Annotated in this window: 19 protein-coding genes and 1 pseudogene; all 20 read right to left on the reverse strand. The window is 61.7% G+C overall.

The window, feature by feature from the left end; all coding sequences use genetic code 11:
• Window positions 1-3: 3 nt before the first annotated feature.
• Window positions 4-309 (reverse strand): NADH-quinone oxidoreductase subunit NuoK, encoded by a 306-nt coding sequence (gene nuoK / locus GL286_RS00735; RefSeq protein WP_134678823.1) that lies wholly within the window; start codon window positions 307-309, stop codon window positions 4-6.
• A 100-nt stretch (window positions 310-409) separates the two neighbouring features.
• Window positions 410-1,012 (reverse strand): NADH-quinone oxidoreductase subunit J, encoded by a 603-nt coding sequence (locus tag GL286_RS00740; RefSeq protein ID WP_155093646.1) that lies wholly within the window; start codon window positions 1,010-1,012, stop codon window positions 410-412.
• Entirely contained in the window at window positions 1,009-1,413 is a 405-nt protein-coding gene (locus GL286_RS00745) for a carboxymuconolactone decarboxylase family protein (RefSeq protein WP_155093647.1), read from the reverse strand. The genes GL286_RS00740 and GL286_RS00745 overlap by 4 nt, the downstream gene beginning before the upstream one ends.
• The gene (gene nuoI / locus GL286_RS00750; protein ID WP_155093648.1) at window positions 1,410-1,901 is read right to left on the reverse strand and encodes an NADH-quinone oxidoreductase subunit NuoI; all 492 of its coding nucleotides are present in this window, start codon (window positions 1,899-1,901) and stop codon (window positions 1,410-1,412) included. Before nuoI ends, GL286_RS00745 begins: the two co-directional genes overlap by 4 nt.
• Window positions 1,901-2,083, reverse strand: a complete 183-nt coding sequence (locus GL286_RS00755) for a hypothetical protein (RefSeq protein WP_155093649.1) — start codon at window positions 2,081-2,083, stop codon at window positions 1,901-1,903. Before GL286_RS00755 ends, nuoI begins: the two co-directional genes overlap by 1 nt.
• Window positions 2,084-2,086: 3 nt before the next feature.
• Window positions 2,087-3,124: an NADH-quinone oxidoreductase subunit NuoH gene (gene nuoH / locus GL286_RS00760; RefSeq protein ID WP_155093650.1), complete on the reverse strand. Its 1,038-nt coding sequence runs from the start codon at window positions 3,122-3,124 to the stop codon at window positions 2,087-2,089.
• Window positions 3,125-3,142: 18 nt separating this feature from the next.
• Window positions 3,143-3,802 (reverse strand): hypothetical protein, encoded by a 660-nt coding sequence (locus tag GL286_RS00765; protein WP_343038804.1) that lies wholly within the window; start codon window positions 3,800-3,802, stop codon window positions 3,143-3,145.
• A 123-nt stretch (window positions 3,803-3,925) separates the two neighbouring features.
• The gene (gene nuoG, locus GL286_RS00770) at window positions 3,926-5,947 is read right to left on the reverse strand and encodes an NADH-quinone oxidoreductase subunit NuoG (RefSeq protein ID WP_155093652.1); all 2,022 of its coding nucleotides are present in this window, start codon (window positions 5,945-5,947) and stop codon (window positions 3,926-3,928) included.
• A 139-nt stretch (window positions 5,948-6,086) separates the two neighbouring features.
• Window positions 6,087-6,527, reverse strand: coding sequence for a hypothetical protein (locus GL286_RS00775; protein ID WP_155093653.1), 441 nt, complete (start codon window positions 6,525-6,527; stop codon window positions 6,087-6,089).
• Window positions 6,528-6,535: 8 nt separating this feature from the next.
• Window positions 6,536-6,940: a DUF5333 domain-containing protein gene (locus GL286_RS00780; RefSeq protein ID WP_155093654.1), complete on the reverse strand. Its 405-nt coding sequence runs from the start codon at window positions 6,938-6,940 to the stop codon at window positions 6,536-6,538.
• Between the two features lie 171 nt (window positions 6,941-7,111).
• A complete protein-coding gene (nuoF, locus tag GL286_RS00785) occupies window positions 7,112-8,407 on the reverse strand; it encodes an NADH-quinone oxidoreductase subunit NuoF (RefSeq protein WP_155093655.1) in 1,296 nt (431 codons plus the stop codon).
• A 7-nt stretch (window positions 8,408-8,414) separates the two neighbouring features.
• Window positions 8,415-8,684, reverse strand: a complete 270-nt coding sequence (locus tag GL286_RS00790; RefSeq protein ID WP_155093656.1) for a DUF5337 domain-containing protein — start codon at window positions 8,682-8,684, stop codon at window positions 8,415-8,417.
• Entirely contained in the window at window positions 8,684-9,394 is a 711-nt protein-coding gene (locus tag GL286_RS00795) for a hypothetical protein (protein WP_155094481.1), read from the reverse strand. Before GL286_RS00795 ends, GL286_RS00790 begins: the two co-directional genes overlap by 1 nt.
• A gap of 79 nt (window positions 9,395-9,473) precedes the next feature.
• Window positions 9,474-10,175 (reverse strand): annotated as a pseudogene (nuoE, locus tag GL286_RS00800) (NADH-quinone oxidoreductase subunit NuoE); the annotation flags it as partial.
• Window positions 10,175-11,413, reverse strand: coding sequence for an NADH-quinone oxidoreductase subunit D (locus tag GL286_RS00805; protein WP_155093658.1), 1,239 nt, complete (start codon window positions 11,411-11,413; stop codon window positions 10,175-10,177). The pseudogene nuoE and the gene GL286_RS00805, both read right to left, overlap by 1 nt.
• 52 nt (window positions 11,414-11,465) lie before the next feature.
• Window positions 11,466-12,083 carry an NADH-quinone oxidoreductase subunit C gene (locus GL286_RS00810; protein ID WP_155093659.1) on the reverse strand — a complete coding sequence of 206 codons (618 nt, stop codon included), beginning with the start codon at window positions 12,081-12,083 and terminating at the stop codon, window positions 11,466-11,468.
• A 3-nt stretch (window positions 12,084-12,086) separates the two neighbouring features.
• Window positions 12,087-12,611, reverse strand: a complete 525-nt coding sequence (locus GL286_RS00815) for a NuoB/complex I 20 kDa subunit family protein (protein WP_155094482.1) — start codon at window positions 12,609-12,611, stop codon at window positions 12,087-12,089.
• A complete protein-coding gene (locus GL286_RS00820; RefSeq protein ID WP_170294997.1) occupies window positions 12,611-12,976 on the reverse strand; it encodes an NADH-quinone oxidoreductase subunit A in 366 nt (121 codons plus the stop codon). The genes GL286_RS00815 and GL286_RS00820 overlap by 1 nt, the downstream gene beginning before the upstream one ends.
• A 194-nt stretch (window positions 12,977-13,170) precedes the next feature.
• Complete coding sequence (locus GL286_RS00825; RefSeq protein WP_343038805.1) at window positions 13,171-13,548, reverse strand: DUF4260 domain-containing protein; 378 nt, start codon at window positions 13,546-13,548, stop codon at window positions 13,171-13,173.
• Complete coding sequence (uvrA, locus tag GL286_RS00830; RefSeq protein ID WP_155093660.1) at window positions 13,545-16,403, reverse strand: excinuclease ABC subunit UvrA; 2,859 nt, start codon at window positions 16,401-16,403, stop codon at window positions 13,545-13,547. The genes GL286_RS00825 and uvrA overlap by 4 nt, the downstream gene beginning before the upstream one ends.
• Window positions 16,404-16,506: the final 103 nt, after the last annotated feature.

A 16,506-nucleotide genomic window follows, 5' to 3' on the forward strand; every position in this document is an offset into this window, starting at 1 on the left:
TTCTTATCCCTTCATCACGTTGACGTCTTCCACCGCGATGGTGCCGCGGTTGCGGAAGAAGACCACGAGAATGGCAAGGCCGATGGCCGCTTCAGCAGCCGCAACAGTCAGGATGAACATGGTGAAGACCTGTCCCACCAAGTCGCCCAGATGGGTCGAAAAGGCGACGAAGTTGATATTCACCGCCAGCAGCATCAACTCGATCGACATCAGGATGACGATGACGTTCTTCCGGTTCACGAAGATCCCGAAAATGCCGGTGACGAATAGTATCGCCCCGACGACAAGATAATGTGTCAATCCGATCATCTTCCTGGTCCCTCCGGGTCTTCACCCGTTGAAATATCCGTTCGCTAGGTGGACCGCGCATCGCGGTCCCGATTGGCTTAGGTAGCCGGGCGTCGGGGGCTTAAAGCCCCTGTCCCGGCTTAACGTCTTTAAGTTCCATGGCCTTGGCCGGATCGCGCCACATCTGCTCGAGCACGTTCTGGCGTTTCAGGCCACGACGGTGGCGCATGGTCAGCAGGATCGCCCCGATCATCGCGACCAGCAGGATCAGGCCCGCGATCTGGAAGTTCAGCAGGTAGCGATCATAGATCAGCATGCCCAGACCCTTGGTGTTCTGGACGCCCTCGACGATTGGGGCGACGCGCTGGCTTTCGGCCAGTTCGGCGTGGTTCCAGCCCGAGAACGCGATGCCCAGCTGCGCCAGCAGCACAAGCGCGATCAGCAGGGCCAGCGGCAAGTATCGGGCCAACTCGCCCCTTAGCTCGGCAAAGTCCACGTCCAGCATCATCACGACGAACAGGAACAGCACGGCCACCGCGCCGACATAGACGACGATCAGCAGCATCGCGACAAATTCCGCGCCCTGCAGGACGAACAGACCCGAAGCCGAAAGGAAGGCAAGGATTAGCCACAACACCGAGTGAACCGGGTTGCGGCTGATCACGACCATGAAGCCTGCGACACAGGCACTGATCGCGAACAGGTAGAAAGCGAAGGTCATCATTCCTCGTCCTCCTCGGCATAGACGCTTTTGGCGATCTCGAGTGCCTTCTGCATCGCAGGCAGCCCGCCGAACATGCTCATCTGAAAGATCGTCTCGGCGATCTCGTTTCTCGTTGCACCGGCGGCCAGCGCCTGACGGATCGTCATGCGAAGCTGCGGCTCGGCCAGCGCGCCCTGAACGGTAATCGCGCCGATGGTGAGAAGCAGACGCGTCTTGGCGTCCAACCCCTCGCGGTTGAAAGTCTTGCCGAACCACATTTCAAGCATGTCGGCCGGCATGATGGGCACCAGCTTTTCCATGGCGCGCATGTCGAAATGTTCCAGCGCGGGGTTCCACGCACGGGCCATTTCCTGGCTGGATGCCAGCATTTGCGCGAAAAGCTTGGTGAACGCATCACTCATCTGTAAGGCGCATCCAGTTGCAGGTTGCGGGCAATTTCGGATTCCCAGCGATCACCGTTCGCAAGAAGCTTTTCCTTGTCGTAGAACAGTTCTTCGCGGGTTTCGGTGGCGTATTCGAAGTTCGGACCCTCGACGATGGCATCCACGGGGCAGGCTTCCTGACAGAAGCCACAATAGATGCATTTCGTCATGTCGATGTCGTAACGCGTGGTGCGGCGCGAGCCGTCCTCGCGCGGTTCGGCGTCGATGGTGATGGCCTGTGCCGGACACACAGCTTCGCACAGCTTGCAGGCAATGCAGCGTTCCTCGCCGTTCGGGTAGCGACGCAGCGCGTGTTCGCCACGGAAACGGGCCGAGATCGGGCCTTTTTCATGCGGGTAGTTCAGCGTCGGCTTGGGCGACACGAAATAGCGCATGCCCAGACCGAAGCCCTTGATGAAATCCCACATCAGGAAATATTTGGTCGCCCGCGCGAAATCGAAGGCCATCAGAAATGCTCCCCTTTCCTGGGTGCCGCGAAGCGGTCGAAGGCGGCGACATATGCGCGTACGCGCGCCGCGTCCTTCGCTTGATCCGCCGTGTCGAGGTTATTGGCGAGGAAATGGGCCAGTTCGATCTTGTCGGTCTCACTGGCTTTGGCAAATGCCTCGGCTAGCTTGTTGGATTGCATGGCTTACCCTCCGATCGCGAAGCGGGCCCAGAAACCGCCCATGACGCCGTAACGTGCAAGGATGGCGACCAGAACGACCCAGCCCAGCGACAGGGGCAGGAACACCTTCCAGCCGATCCGCATCAACTGGTCGTAGCGGTAGCGCGGCACGATCGCCTTGACCATGGCGAACATGTAGAACCAGAACCACATCTTGATGACCATCCACCACCAGCCGTCGGCGATGAACGGAACGGGCGACAGCCAGCCGCCGAAGAACAGCAGCGAGAGCAGCGCGCACATCAGGTAAATGGCGATATATTCACCGGCCATGAACAGCAGGTAGGGCGTGGACGAATATTCGACCATGTGGCCCGCGACCAACTCTGATTCAGCTTCCGCAAGGTCGAAGGGCGGGCGGTTCGTTTCGGCCAGTGCCGAGACAAAGAACAGCACGACCATCGGCAGGTGCGGCAGCCAGTACCAGTTCAACAGGCCGTAGGACCCCTTCTGCGCATGAACGATCTCGGTCAAGTTCATCGAACCGGTCGAGATGATGATGCCGATGATGATCAGGCCCATCGAGACTTCGTAGGAAATCATCTGTGCGGCCGAACGCAGCGAGGCGAGGAAGGGATACTTCGAGTTCGACGCCCAGCCGCCCATGATCGAGCCGTAAACCTCAAGCGAGGAGGCAGCGAACACGAACAGGATGCCCACGTTGATATTGGCCATGACCCAGCCTTCGTCGAAGGGGATCACGACAAAGGCGAACAGCGCCAGCATCATCGACAGGAACGGGGCCAGGAAGAAGACGAATTTGTCCGCTCCGGCCGGAATCACGATTTCCTTGACGATATATTTCAGTGCGTCGGCAAAGGTTTGCAGCAGCCCCCAAGGGCCAACCACGTTCGGACCGCGGCGCATCTGCACGGCTGCCCAAATCTTGCGGTCGCCGTAAACCATGAAGATCAGCGATCCCATGACGAAGGCAATGACGGCCAAGCCCTGCAACAGCAGGCTCAGCGCGAAACCGTAGGATGAGGCCCAAAACTCAGCCATGATCTTTCGTCCCTCTCATCACGCCGCGGGAATGCCGCGCGACTTGCATTCCTGCAAGGTGTCTTTCGTTGTCATTACCGTCAGCCCCAGCGGCTTCTTCTCTGAAAGAGTGAAAACCGAGCCGACGATCATCTTGCCATTGCGTTTGTCGCGCAGTGTCCGAATGTGGCGCGCGTACGGAGTTCCGTTCGCACCCGCCCAATTGGCTAGCGCGCATGTGGCATAGGCGAACGCCGTGTCGGCGTCTACCCCACCACGAAGATTTGCCGTCACTTCGACAAGACTATCTCCGGACTTTTTCTTGCTTGACCACGTCTTGACCACCGCGCCCTCGAAGTCCTTGGGATCAGCGGTAAAGCTTACGGGCAGGTTCAGTTTCATCGGCTTCGTCCGCGCCCGGAACTCGGCCAGTGCCTGCTCTTGCGCGGTCAACCCGCGCGAGCGGACAGGCCCCATATCGGGCACGCCCGACAGGTCCAGTTGCAGATTGTTATTCAACATCGCCAGATCCGCCTCGGTCAGGGCAAAGGCGTCCTGACCTTCCGGACTGTCGAGCGTCATCTCGCTGACCGAACCATCGGGTTCCAGAATCAGGATCTCGCCCGATTTGGTCGAAATCCGCCCGCGCGAGACAACCTTCTTGTCGGGTGCGCCCGCATCGCTTTGAAGGACGGTCACGTTCAGCTCATCCGGTTTGGCGGGGGGCCGCGAATCGTCAGACGGGTCCGAGCCGCAGCCCGTCAGAACTGACACCAATAGCCCGATCCCGAAAAGCGCTGTGAGGCGGCTCCCCATAAGTGTTTACTCCGCTGCTATTGCCGGCGCCTTCCGCGCCGCCGCCGATGCCGAAAGCTCGCCCATCAACGGCGAGGAGCGCGCGATGGGGTTGGTCAAGTAGAAATCTTTCACCGCAAGGCGGAAGCTGGCCTTACCCATGTCGAGACGCTGCAGCGGCTGCCATTCGTTTTCGGGAACAGTGTCGATCGCGGCCAGATGCGGCACGGCCTCGACCAGCTTGCGGCGCAGGCCGGCAAGGCTGTCCCACGGCTGGGTCGCGCCCAGTTCGGCGGAAAGCGCACGCAGGATCGCCCAGTTCTCCTTGCCCTCGCCCGGCGCGAAGTTTGCGCGCATGGCCAGTTGCGGACGGCCCTCGGTGTTGACGAAGAGCCCGCTTTCCTCGGTATAGCAAGCGCCCGGCAGGATCAGGTCGGCGCGGTGTGCGCCGCGATCGCCATGGCTGCCCTGATAGATCACGAAGGGACCGGCGGCGATGTCGACCTCGTCGGCACCAAGATTATAGATCACCTCGGCCCCGTCGATTGCCGCGATCAGGCCGCCTTCGGTCACAGCACCCACATCCAGCGCGCCAACGCGGCCAGCGGCGGTGTGCAGGACCAACAGCTTGCAATTCGCGATCTCGCAAAGGCGCATCGCGTTCGCCAGCACGGCCTCGCCATCGGCTTCGCGCAGCGGGCCTTGGCCGACGATGATCAGGCCCGGCAGTTCCGTGCCTTCCGTGACTTTCGGATCGTCCAGAAGTGCGGCCAGCGCGGCACGGTCATTGCCCAAATGCGCGTAATCGAAGGTCAGATCGACGGCTTCGCCCAGCAGCGCGACATCCGCACCACCTGCCCAAGCGCGACGCAGGCGCGAGTTCAGAACCGGAGCTTCCTCGCGCGGGTTTGTGCCGATCAGCAGGATGCGTTTGGCGCTGTCGATATCCGCAATCGACGCGTTCCCGACATAGGCCGAGCGGTTGCCCGCAGGCAGGCGCGACCCGTCGGTACGGCTCTCGACGCGACCGCCCAGTCCCTCGACAAGCTGTTTCAGGCTGAAGGCAGCTTCGACCGGAACCAGATCACCGATCAGGCCAGCAACTTTTTTGCCCTTCATGGCGCGGGCTGCGGTGGCCAAAGCCTCGGGCCAGGTGGCCGGGCGCAGTTTGCCGTTCTCGCGGATGTATGGCTTGTCCAGACGCTGGCGGCGCAACCCGTCCCAGACGAAACGGGTCTTGTCCGAGATCCATTCCTCGTTCACGCCGTCATGGTTGCGCGGCTGGATGCGCATGACTTCGCGGCCCTTAGTGTCGATGCGGATGCTCGAGCCAAGCGCGTCCATCACGTCGATCGACTCGGTCTTGGTCAACTCCCACGGACGGGCGGTGAAGGCGTAAGGCTTGGACACCAGTGCGCCGACCGGACACAGGTCGATGATGTTGCCCTGCATATTCGAAACCAGAGTCTGGTTCAGATAGCTGGTGATCTCGGCATCCTCGCCACGACCGGTCTGGCCCATCTGGGTGATACCCGCGACCTCGGTGGTGAAACGCACGCAGCGGGTGCAGCTGATGCACCGGGTCATGTGGGTTTCAACCAGCGGGCCAAGGTTCAGATCCTCGGACGCGCGCTTCGGCTCGCGGTAGCGGCTGAAGTCCACACCGTAAGCCATGGCTTGGTCCTGCAGGTCGCATTCGCCGCCCTGGTCGCAAATCGGGCAATCCAGCGGGTGGTTGATCAGCAGGAATTCCATCACGCCTTCGCGGGCTTTCTTGACCATGGGCGAGTTGGTCTTGATCTCGGACGGCGCACCATCCGGACCGGGGCGCAAGTCCTTGACCTGCATCGCGCAGGAGGCGGCGGGTTTCGGCGGGCCACCCACGACCTCGACAAGGCACATGCGGCAGTTGCCGGCGATCGACAGCCGCTCGTGATAGCAGAAGCGTGGCACCTCGATCCCGGCCTGTTCGCAGGCTTGGATGAGGGTCATGTTCGGATCGACTTCGATAATCCTGTCGTCGATCTTGAGCTTGCGAAGATCTGCCATCTTGTCTTTCCTTATCCGTCGCGGTGGCGAAGTATCGCCTTGCCGGAACGATCTCCGGCGGTTTCCGCACGATTCAAATGCTGGCCGAAGGCTGGCCCGTGTTTCAGTTCCGCAGTCATGTTCAAATGCGCCGATCCCATCAGTTCACCCTGACGAAGGAACGGTGCACGACTTTCTGGATGCGCTCGCGGTCGCCGCGGCGCAGGACAACCGTCATGGCGTCGCTGTTCCGGTCGAAGGTGACCGTCCCCCGGATCGCCTCGCCGGTGTTGTAGAAAAGCTCGCGATTGGCGGTCGTGGTGTATCGGCTGCCATCCGAACGCCAACAGGCAATTTCGGCATCGGCGGCATTACCGGTCACGCGCAGGATCGGCTTGCCCGCCAGATTGCGTGTCACCCAAGTCCGCACCCCCGGCCCCGTCGCATCGCAATTGATGTCGGTCGGCGCGAGCATGTCGAACTCGAGATAGAATTTCTGGGCGGTCGGCGCGAACGGGTCCGAAGGCTCTCCGGCAAAGGCGTCGGCCGCGATCATCGCCGCCGCCGATGCCGCCATCAGAGCCAGCCCGATACGGTTCATCCACTTCTTCATTTCGCCACCAGAAGGCTGCCGATGACGCTACGACGGTCGATTTCGGCCTTGCCGATGGCGCAGAAACTTTGCGGGTCGTCCGCTTTCGCGCCCTTACGGGTCAGGAATTCCTCGGCGACACCGTAGATGCGTTTCTTCTCGGACTTATTGTCGAGGAACGCGTCGATCTGCTCGCGCGAGTAACCCTTTTTCTCGGCGTAGGACTTGAGCTTGCGGGCTTCGCCGTAAGCGTAAAGCATCCGCGCGTCGATTGTCGGGCAATTACGCCGGATGCGGTCCGCGATGCGGGCGGCGATCAGGCGGTCGTTGATGTATTTTTCCTGCGACAGCGGTTCCAGCGCAACGGCGGGACCGGCAGCACAGAGCGTCGCGGCGATCATGGCGGCTGGGATGATCTTCATGGCGTGGGCCTCCTTGTCATGGCGCTTCGTCATAACATGAGGCCCCTGCCCGTCCTGCTCACCAAGCCGCGAGGCAGCCATGTTTCCCCCGAACCGGCAGGCGCGCAAACGCGCGAGGCCCCCCGAGGGGGACCGCCTTGTCAGAATGTCGAGGGAAAGGGCCATTGGCGCTTACTCCGCAGCCATGGCGCCCATGCGCCCGGTGCGTTTCGCCTTGATGCGATCCTCGATTTCCTCGCGGAAATTGCGGATCAGGCCCTGGATCGGCCAGGCGGCCGCGTCGCCAAGGGCGCAGATGGTGTGGCCCTCGACCTGCTTGGTCACGTCGAAGAGCATGTCGATTTCTTCGACCTCGGCCTCGCCGCGCACCAGACGGTCCATGACGCGCATCATCCAGCCGGTGCCTTCGCGGCAAGGCGTGCACTGGCCGCAGCTTTCGTGCTTGAAGAACTTGGACAGACGCCAGATCGCCTTGATGATGTCGGTGTCCTGATCCATCACGATCATGCAGGCCGTGCCGAAGGACGAGCGCAGCTCGCGCATGCCGTCATAGTCCATGATGGCGTTTTCGCATTGCTCGGCGGTCAGAACCGGGCAGGACGCGCCGCCGGGGATAACGGCTTTCAGGTTCTTCCAGCCACCACGGACGCCACCGCCATGCTTCTCGATCAGCTCGCGCATCGGGATCGACATGGCTTCCTCGACGACGCAGGGCGCATTGAGGTGACCGGTCAGGCCGAACAACTTGACGCCCGCATTGTTCGGGCGACCGAAGCTGGCGAACCACTCGCCACCGCGACGCAGGATGGTCGGGACGACGGCAATCGATTCCACGTTGTTCACGGTGGTCGGGCAGCCATACAGACCCGCGCCCGCCGGGAACGGTGGCTTCATGCGGGGCATGCCTTTTTTGCCTTCGAGCGATTCCAGCAGCGCGGTTTCTTCGCCACAGATGTAAGCGCCAGCGCCGTGATGCAGGTACAGATCGAAGTCCCAACCCGAACCGGCAGCATTCTTGCCCAACAGCCCGTCGTCATAGCATTCGTCGATTGCCGTCTGCAGAGCCTCGCGCTCGCGGATGAACTCGCCGCGGATGTAGATATAGGCGGCATGCGCGCCCATGGCGAAGCTGGCGATCAGCGCGCCTTCGATCAGCGTATGGGGATCATGCCGCATGATCTCGCGGTCCTTGCAGGTCGCGGGCTCGGATTCATCGGCATTGATGACCAGATAGGACGGACGGCCATCCGATTCCTTGGGCATGAAGGACCATTTCATGCCGGTCGGGAAACCCGCGCCGCCACGACCACGCAGGCCCGAGGCCTTCATCTCGTTGATGATCCCATCGCGGCCGCGCTGGATGATTCCGGCGGTCCCGTCCCAATGGCCACGTTTCTTGGCCCCGGCCAGGCTGCGATCGCCCATGCCGTAGATGTTCGTAAAGATCCGGTCCTGATCGTTCAGCATCTAAGTCTTATCCTTGTCCCTGCGAGGACGCATCGCGCCGCCGCCAGATCCGCCAGGTCACCAGAAGCGACCAGATCAAGGCCCCCATCGCCACCAGATCGGCGAGGAAGGCATATTTCGCGGGCCAGCCCATCTGACCCCCCAACCATTGCACGCCGAGCCAGCCCAGCATGGAAACGGCAATCACCACCGCCACCAGCCGCATCTGGCCCGAATCCTTCGATGTCGCGGCGGCCCCTGCCGCGCGCGACGAGCTATCCTTTAGCGGTCGAGCCATCAAGTGGACTCGCCACGGTCGACCGCGCGGGAATGCTCGGTCTCTCCGCCGCTGGCCAATAGTCTGGCCTGACCGACCCAATCATCCGCCTCGATCCGGCCCCCCATACGGCCAAGCCGGTGGGCAAAATCGGCGACTGCTTCGCCATCCCAGGCAGCGATCTGCTCAAAGCGGGTCACGCCGTTCTCATGCAGCCAATCCGACAGCTTCGGCCCGACCCCGTTGATCCGCCGCAGATCGTCAGCGGGTAGTTCCACCTTCTTAGCCGCGGGTTTGGCCTTGGCCTTGCCGGATGCGGGCTTGGCCTTGGGTGCCGCCTTGGCGACTTCCGGCGCCGCTTTCGCCACCTTGGTTTCCGCGACGACAGACCGCCCGGCAGGCATGGCCCCCGCGACGATCGGCATCTGGTTTGACGAAACTTGCGGCTCTGCCACAACCGAGGCCGGAACCATCATCGCTTCCGGCTGGCTGTCGGCCAGTTCGCGTTTCCAGTCAAGACCGGTCACACCGCCGTCGTCGTGAAACAGTTCGGGGCGATCGTTGCAGACCAACCAGACCAGCATCGCGCCGACCATTCCGAAGGTCAGCAACCCGAGGAACAACCCCGCAGCGAACCCGAGATCACCGATGCCCGAGGTGAACAACAACACGACGATCCCGGCTATCGCGCCCAAGATCCAGCAGTTCCTGTTGCAAACCGAACGTTCCATCGTCACCAGCTTTCCTGTTTGTCCGACGCGCGCCGCGCTAACCCTTAGCCGTTGATAGCACCCTTTTCCGTCTCGGTCACTTTGCCAGCCAAGGCGTGGTGATCGGAACCTCGGTACCGTCAATCCGCTTGATCGTGTCGCCAATCCTGACCGCCAGCCCGACGCTGCCGTTGTGCGCCTCGCCCGACTCGGAGGTCAGGGTCGTCGCACCGCCCAGAGGCTCGACCGAGAAGCGACCGTTCTGCGGGCCCGGAACCGGAACCTCACCGGCAGCGAAGCTGTCGATCAGGGCAGCCAGTTTCTCGACGGTCAGATCCTCGTAGAAGTCCTTGCCGATCTGGGCCATGGGCGCGTTGGTGCAAGCACCAAGGCACTCGACCTCTTCCCAGCTGAAGCGGCCATCTGCCGACAGCGTATGCGGGTTGGCCGCGATCTTTTCCTTGCAGACGCGGATCAGGTCTTCCGCGCCGCAGATCATGCAGGTCGTGGTGCCGCAGATCTGGATATGGGCGACAGTGCCAACCGGATAAAGCTGGAACATGAAGTAGAAGGTCGCCACTTCCAGCGCACGGATATAGGGCATCCCCAGCAGGGTCGCACAATATTCGATTGCCGGACGCGACAGCCAGCCTTCCTGTTCCTGCGCACGCCACAGGACCGGGATGATTGCCGATTGCTGGCGACCTTCCGGATATTTGGTGATCTGGGCATTGGCCCATTCGAGGTTCTTGGGGCTGAACTCGAACGAGTCCGGCTGAACAGGGGAAAGACGGCGCAGCATCAGCGGTCAACCTCTCCGAAAACAATATCAAGAGTGGCGATGATCGCCGGTACATCGGCCAGCATGTGACCCTTGGACATCCAGTCGATCGACTGGAGATGGGCAAAGCCCGGAGCCCGCAGCTTGGCACGCCACGGCTTGTTGGTGCCGTCCGAAACCATGTAGACGCCGAACTCGCCCTTGGGCGCCTCGACGGCGGCATAGACCTCGCCCGCCGGAACCTTGAAGCCCTCGGTGTAAAGCTTGAAGTGGTGGATCAGGCTTTCCATGTCGCGCTTCATATCGGCGCGCTTCGGTGGCGTCAGCTTGCCACGGGCCAGAACGTCGCCCGCGGGTTCCGCGCGCAGCTTCTGGATCGCCTGCTTCATGATCTTGGTCGATTCCCGCATCTCGGCCATCCGGCACAGATAGCGGTCATAGCAATCGCCATTGGTCCCGACGGGGATCTGGAAATCGAACTCGTCATAGCATTCGTAGGGCTGGCTGCGACGCAGGTCCCATGCAAGTCCCGAGCCGCGCACCATAACGCCGGTATAACCCCATTGCAGGGCGTCTTCCTCGGTCACGATGCCGATATCGACCAGACGCTGCTTGAAGATTCGGTTCTCGGTCAACAGGGTGTCAAGGTCATCGACCAGACGCGGGAAGCGCTCGCACCATTCCTCGATGTCGTCGAGCAGGTCCGGCGGCAGGTCTTGGTGAACGCCGCCCGGACGGAAATAGGCCGCGTGCAGACGCGCGCCACAGGCCCGTTCGTAAAAGACCATCAACTCTTCGCGGGCCTCGAACCCCCAAAGCGGCGGGGTCAGTGCGCCGATGTCCAGCGCGCCGGTGGTGAGGCCCATCAGGTGGTTCAGAATCCGCCCGATTTCCGAGAAGAGCACACGGATGATGCTGGCGCGGCGCGGAATGACCGTGCCGGTCAGTTTCTCGATCGCCAGACACCATGCATGTTCCTGGTTCATCGGGGCCACGTAGTCGAGGCGGTCCAGATAGGGCAGGTTCTGCAGATAGGTGCGGCTTTCCATCAGCTTCTCGGTGCCGCGATGCAGCAGGCCGATATGCGGGTCGGCACGCTCGACGATCTCGCCGTCGAGTTCCAGAACCATGCGCAGCACGCCGTGGGCCGCAGGGTGCTGCGGGCCGAAGTTGATGTTGAAGTTGCGGATGCTCTGCTCGCCGGTCAGGGCATCGACAGAGCCGTCGTCATAGCTATTCTTGCGGATGTCGCCGTCCATGGTCATCCCTTACATGCGATGCGTGGCGCGCAGATCTGTTGCGGCCCTACGGTCACTTCTTCGCCTCGGGCGCCTTCTCGTCACCCGGAAGCACGTATTTCGCGCCCTCCCACGGGGACAGGAAGTCGAACTGGCGATACTCCTGAACGAGGCTCACGGGCTCGTAGACCACGCGTTTCTCGTCATCGTTCCAGCGCACCTCGACATAACCCGTGGTCGGGAAGTCCTTGCGCAGCGGATGGCCGCGGAAGCCGTAATCGGTGAGGATGCGGCGCAAGTCCGGATGGCCCGAGAACAGGATTCCGAACATGTCGAAGATCTCGCGCTCGTACCAGTTCGCGCCGGGGAAGACACCGGTCAGCGACGGAACGATCTCGTCCTCGCGGATCTGGGCTTTCACGCGGATACGCTGGTTCTGGTACATCGACAGCAGGTGGTAGACGATGTCGAAGCGCGCCGGGCGCTGCGGGTTATCCACCGCGGTGATGTCGATCAGCGTCGAGAAGCGACAATTTGCATCATTGCGCAGGAACTCGATCAGTCCGACAAGGCCCGAAGGGGTGGCATTGACGGTCAGTTCGCCGAACGCGACCTCGGTCGAGACGACGTCGTTCGCGCGGCGCATCGAGATGTGCTCGGCCAGTTCGGTCAAGGCTACGGTATCGACCATGGCTTACCTCACCAACGTGCCAGTGCGCCGGATGCGACGCTGAAGTTGCAGGATGCCGTACAGCAATGCCTCGGCGGTCGGAGGGCAGCCCGGAACATAGATGTCCACGGGAACGATACGGTCACAGCCGCGCACCACCGAATAGGAGTAATGGTAATAGCCGCCGCCATTGGCGCAACTGCCCATAGAGATGACGTAACGCGGCTCTGGCATCTGGTCATAGACCTTGCGCAGGGCCGGAGCCATCTTGTTGGTCAGCGTACCCGCGACAATCATCAGGTCGGACTGGCGCGGGGACGCGCGCGGCGCGGTGCCGAAACGCTCGAGGTCGTAGCGCGGCATCGAGGTTTGCATCATCTCGACCGCGCAGCAGGCCAGACCGAAGGTCATCCAGTGCAGCGAACCGTTGCGCGCCCAGTTGATGATGTCTTCGGTCGTGGTCAGCAGGAAGCCCTTGTCCTGCAACTCACGGTTCAGTTCGGCCGTGGCGAAATCACGATCCGCGCCAGCCGTATTGGCACCGGTCATCACGCCCATTCCAGCGCCCCTTTCTTCCATTCATAGGCAAAGCCGATCGTCAGCACGCCCAGGAACACCATCATCGACCAGAAGGCGACTTCGGTCAGGCCCGCAAAGGCGACTGCCCATGGGAACAGGAACGCGACTTCGAGATCGAAAATGATGAAAAGAATCGAGACCAGATAGAACCGGACATCGAACTTCATCCGCGCATCGTCGAACGCGTTGAAGCCGCATTCATAGGCGCTGACCTTTTCCGGGTCGGGATTGCGGATCGCGACAATGGCGGCGGCCAGAATCAGCACGATCGCCAAAGCGGAGGCCATTCCCAGAAAAACCAGGATCGGCAGATATTCTTGCAGCAGGTATTCCACTGGATTTGGGCTCCCTTTCGCTCGCAGGAACCCGTTGGCGCCCCGCGATGGGTTTGGCTAAGCGCCCCTTTAGCCCCGCCTGCGGGCAGGGTCAACGGTGAGGCCGCATTGTTCGTGACTGTATCGGGAACATGGAGCAGCGGCCACAGTCTTGCCGCCTGAATCCTCGGCAACACCACCCAAAACCAAGAATTTCAGTCAGGTGAATTGCGTCCGATCTGGCCAAGATGGGTGTCCCGAAATCCGCTTGGCAGCTTCAAACCAAGGCCAATCCCCCGATCCGCACCGACATGGGCCAGCCACAAGCCTCCTGCCGAAATGACCGCAGTCGAGCCCGACGCCACGCCCAGCATCATCAGCAGAAAAGGCAGCGCATAGATATGAGCGGCATTGTAGGTTGCCGCGCCGATCCGTTTGCCCGCGAGATATCCGGCCAAGCTCAGATCCGGCACGATCAGCACAACCAGCCATGCCCACCATGGCCAACCCGGAGACGCGAATCCCGCGACCATGACGCCACCCAGCGCCATGCCTGCACCTTCGGCCTGCTGCCACCCGCGTGCGGGACTCACTCGGCGGCCCGGCTGCGGGCCGCTTCAAGCATCGGCGCGAGGTATCGCCCCGTATGGCTTTCGGGAATTTGCGCCACATCCTCGGGGGTGCCGACCGCGACGATGCGGCCACCGCCATCGCCGCCTTCGGGACCGATATCGATGATCCAGTCGGCGGTCTTGATGACGTCAAGGTTATGCTCGATCACCACGACTGTATTGCCCTGATCGACAAGGCTGTGCAGCACTTCCAGCAGCTTGCGCACATCCTCGAAATGCAGGCCGGTGGTCGGCTCATCTAGGATATACAGCGTCTTACCCGTCGCGCGTCGCGACAGTTCCTTCGACAGTTTGACCCGCTGCGCCTCGCCGCCCGAAAGCGTCGTGGCCTGCTGGCCGACCTTGATATACCCCAGCCCGACCTCGACCAGAGCATCCATCTTTTCCCGGATCGAGGGCACGGCCTTGAAGAATTCCTGCGCGTCCTCCACGGTCATATCCAGCACATCGGCGATGGATTTGCCCTTGAACTGAACCTCGAGCGTCTCGCGGTTATAGCGCTTGCCCTTGCAGGTCTCGCAGGTGACGTAAACGTCGGGCAGGAAATGCATCTCGATCTTGATGACGCCATCGCCCTGACAGGCCTCGCAGCGGCCGCCCTTGACGTTGAAGCTGAAACGGCCGGGCTTGTAGCCCCGCGTTTTTGATTCCGGCAGGCCCGCATACCAGTCGCGGATATGGGTATAGGCGCCGGTATAGGTTGCGGGGTTGGAACGCGGCGTCCGACCGATAGGGCGCTGGTCGATGTCGATGACCTTGTCGAGCAGTTCCAGCCCCTTGATCGTCTCGCAGGGCGCAGGCGTTTGGCGCGCCCCGTTCAGACGCAGGCTGGCAGTCTTGAACAAAGTCTCGATGGTCAGCGTGGATTTGCCGCCACCCGACACGCCGGTCACGCAAACGAACTTGCCCAGAGGGAACTCGGCAGTGACGTTCTTCAGGTTATTGCCGGTCGCGCCAACGACCTTGATGGCCTTGCCTTTCCCCTTGCGACGTTCGTCGGGGACATGGATCTCGCGCTCGCCGGACAGATATTGGCCGGTCAGGCTGGCGGGGTCGGATGCGATTTCGGCGGGCGTGCCCTTGGACACGACCTGCCCGCCATGCACCCCTGCCCCCGGCCCCATATCGAAAACGTAATCGGCGTGGCGGATCGCATCTTCGTCATGCTCGACCACAATGACCGAATTGCCCTGATCGCGCAGCCCTTTCAGCGTCCCCAGCAGCCGGTCATTGTCGCGCTGGTGCAGCCCGATCGACGGCTCGTCCAGCACATAAAGCACACCGGTCAGGCCCGAGCCGATCTGGCTGGCCAACCTGATCCGCTGGCTTTCGCCGCCCGAAAGCGTCCCCGCTGCACGGGACAGTGTCAGGTAATCCAGCCCCACATTCACAAGAAATCCCAGCCGCTCGCGGATTTCCTTGAGGATGGCGGCGGCAATCTCGTTCTTTTGCTTGCTCAGGTGCTTGGGCGCGGCCTCGACCCAGGCCAACGCCTCGCGGATCGAGAACTGCGTGACATGCCCGATATGGTTGCCCGCGATCTTGACCGCCAGCGCCTCGGGTTTCAGCCGGTAACCTTCGCAAGCGCCGCAGGGACGGTTGTTCTGGTATTTCTCGAACTCCTCGCGCACCCACGACGAATCGCTTTCGCGCAGACGGCGCTCCATGTTCGGGATGATGCCCTCGAACTGGCGCGTAACCTCATAGACGCGGCCAGCATCGTCGAAGCGGAACGGAATTTCGTCCGCCCCCGAGCCGCGCAGGAACATCTGCTGCACCGCTTCGGGCAAGTCTTTCCACGCGGTTTTCTTGTCGAAACCGTAATGCTTGGCCAGCGCGTTGATCGTCTGGGTCAGATAGGCCGATTTCGACTTGGCCCAAGGCACCAGCGCGCCCTGCGCCACAGACAAAGCCTGATCCGGCACGATCAGACGCTCGTCAAAGAACAGTTCCATCCCCAACCCGTCACAGACCGGACAGGCCCCGAACGGCGCGTTGAAGGAAAACAGCCGAGGCTCGATCTCGGGAATCGTGAAGCCCGACACCGGACAGGCAAAGTTTTCGCTGAAGGTGATACGCTCGGGATCGCCCTCGGCGGGGGCGGTCTCCAGCAAAGCGATCCCATCGGCCAGATCCAGCGCGGTACGGAAACTGTCGGCGAGGCGCGTCTCCATCCCCTCGCGCACGACGATGCGGTCCACGACCACGTCGATATTGTGACGGAATTTCTTGTCGAGAGTCGGCGGCTCGTCCAGTTCGTAGAACTCGCCATTCACCTTGACGCGCTGGAAGCCCTGCTTCCGAAGCTCAAGGAATTCCTTCTTATACTCGCCCTTGCGGTCGCGGACGATGGGGGCCAGCAGATAGGCGCGCGTGCCCTCGGGCATCTCCATCACGCGATCGACCATGTCCTGCACCTGCTGCGCCTCGATCGGCAGGCCGGTGGCAGGGCTATAGGGCGTGCCGGCGCGGGCGAAAAGTAGGCGCAGGTAGTCGTAGATTTCCGTAACAGTCCCGACGGTCGACCGCGGGTTCTTGGACGTGGTCTTCTGCTCGATCGAGATCGCCGGAGAAAGACCGCTGATATGGTCCACATCCGGCTTGCCCATCATGTCAAGGAACTGCCGTGCATAGGCCGACAGGCTTTCGACATAGCGCCTTTGCCCTTCGGCATAGATCGTATCGAAAGCGAGACTGGACTTCCCGCTGCCGGACAGGCCGGTGATCACCACCAACTTGTCGCGCGGAATATCCATGTCCACGTTTTTCAGATTGTGCTCGCGCGCGCCGCGAACCTCGATGAACTTCTGTTCCATCTGCACGTCCTGATTCCGCCAAGGGCAACAGATAGGCATCTGGCCGAAAATGGCAACCGCGGATCAGAACATCACGCGAACATTTTCCAGTCCAAGCTTTAGA

Origin of the sequence: Paracoccus aestuariivivens (assembly GCF_009711225.1) — a bacterium.
GTDB classification, from domain to species: Bacteria; Pseudomonadota; Alphaproteobacteria; order Rhodobacterales; family Rhodobacteraceae; genus Paracoccus; species Paracoccus aestuariivivens.

Excerpts from the sequence above, each read along its gene's own strand:
- nuoK (WP_134678823.1), bottom strand. The coding sequence starts at position 309 with ATGATCGGATTGACACATTATCTTGTCGTCGGGGCGATACTATTCGTC.
- GL286_RS00740 (WP_155093646.1), bottom strand. The coding sequence starts at position 1,012 with ATGATGACCTTCGCTTTCTACCTGTTCGCGATCAGTGCCTGTGTCGCA.
- GL286_RS00745 (WP_155093647.1), bottom strand. The coding sequence starts at position 1,413 with ATGAGTGATGCGTTCACCAAGCTTTTCGCGCAAATGCTGGCATCCAGC.
- nuoI (WP_155093648.1), bottom strand. The coding sequence starts at position 1,901 with ATGGCCTTCGATTTCGCGCGGGCGACCAAATATTTCCTGATGTGGGAT.
- GL286_RS00755 (WP_155093649.1), bottom strand. The coding sequence starts at position 2,083 with ATGCAATCCAACAAGCTAGCCGAGGCATTTGCCAAAGCCAGTGAGACC.
- nuoH (WP_155093650.1), bottom strand. The coding sequence starts at position 3,124 with ATGGCTGAGTTTTGGGCCTCATCCTACGGTTTCGCGCTGAGCCTGCTG.
- nuoG (WP_155093652.1), bottom strand. The coding sequence starts at position 5,947 with ATGGCAGATCTTCGCAAGCTCAAGATCGACGACAGGATTATCGAAGTC.
- GL286_RS00775 (WP_155093653.1), bottom strand. The coding sequence starts at position 6,527 with ATGAACCGTATCGGGCTGGCTCTGATGGCGGCATCGGCGGCGGCGATG.
- GL286_RS00780 (WP_155093654.1), bottom strand. The coding sequence starts at position 6,940 with ATGAAGATCATCCCAGCCGCCATGATCGCCGCGACGCTCTGTGCTGCC.
- nuoF (WP_155093655.1), bottom strand. The coding sequence starts at position 8,407 with ATGCTGAACGATCAGGACCGGATCTTTACGAACATCTACGGCATGGGC.
- GL286_RS00790 (WP_155093656.1), bottom strand. The coding sequence starts at position 8,684 with ATGGCTCGACCGCTAAAGGATAGCTCGTCGCGCGCGGCAGGGGCCGCC.
- GL286_RS00795 (WP_155094481.1), bottom strand. The coding sequence starts at position 9,394 with ATGGAACGTTCGGTTTGCAACAGGAACTGCTGGATCTTGGGCGCGATA.
- GL286_RS00805 (WP_155093658.1), bottom strand. The coding sequence starts at position 11,413 with ATGGACGGCGACATCCGCAAGAATAGCTATGACGACGGCTCTGTCGAT.
- GL286_RS00810 (WP_155093659.1), bottom strand. The coding sequence starts at position 12,083 with ATGGTCGATACCGTAGCCTTGACCGAACTGGCCGAGCACATCTCGATG.
- GL286_RS00815 (WP_155094482.1), bottom strand. The coding sequence starts at position 12,611 with ATGACCGGTGCCAATACGGCTGGCGCGGATCGTGATTTCGCCACGGCC.
- uvrA (WP_155093660.1), bottom strand. The coding sequence starts at position 16,403 with ATGGAACAGAAGTTCATCGAGGTTCGCGGCGCGCGCGAGCACAATCTG.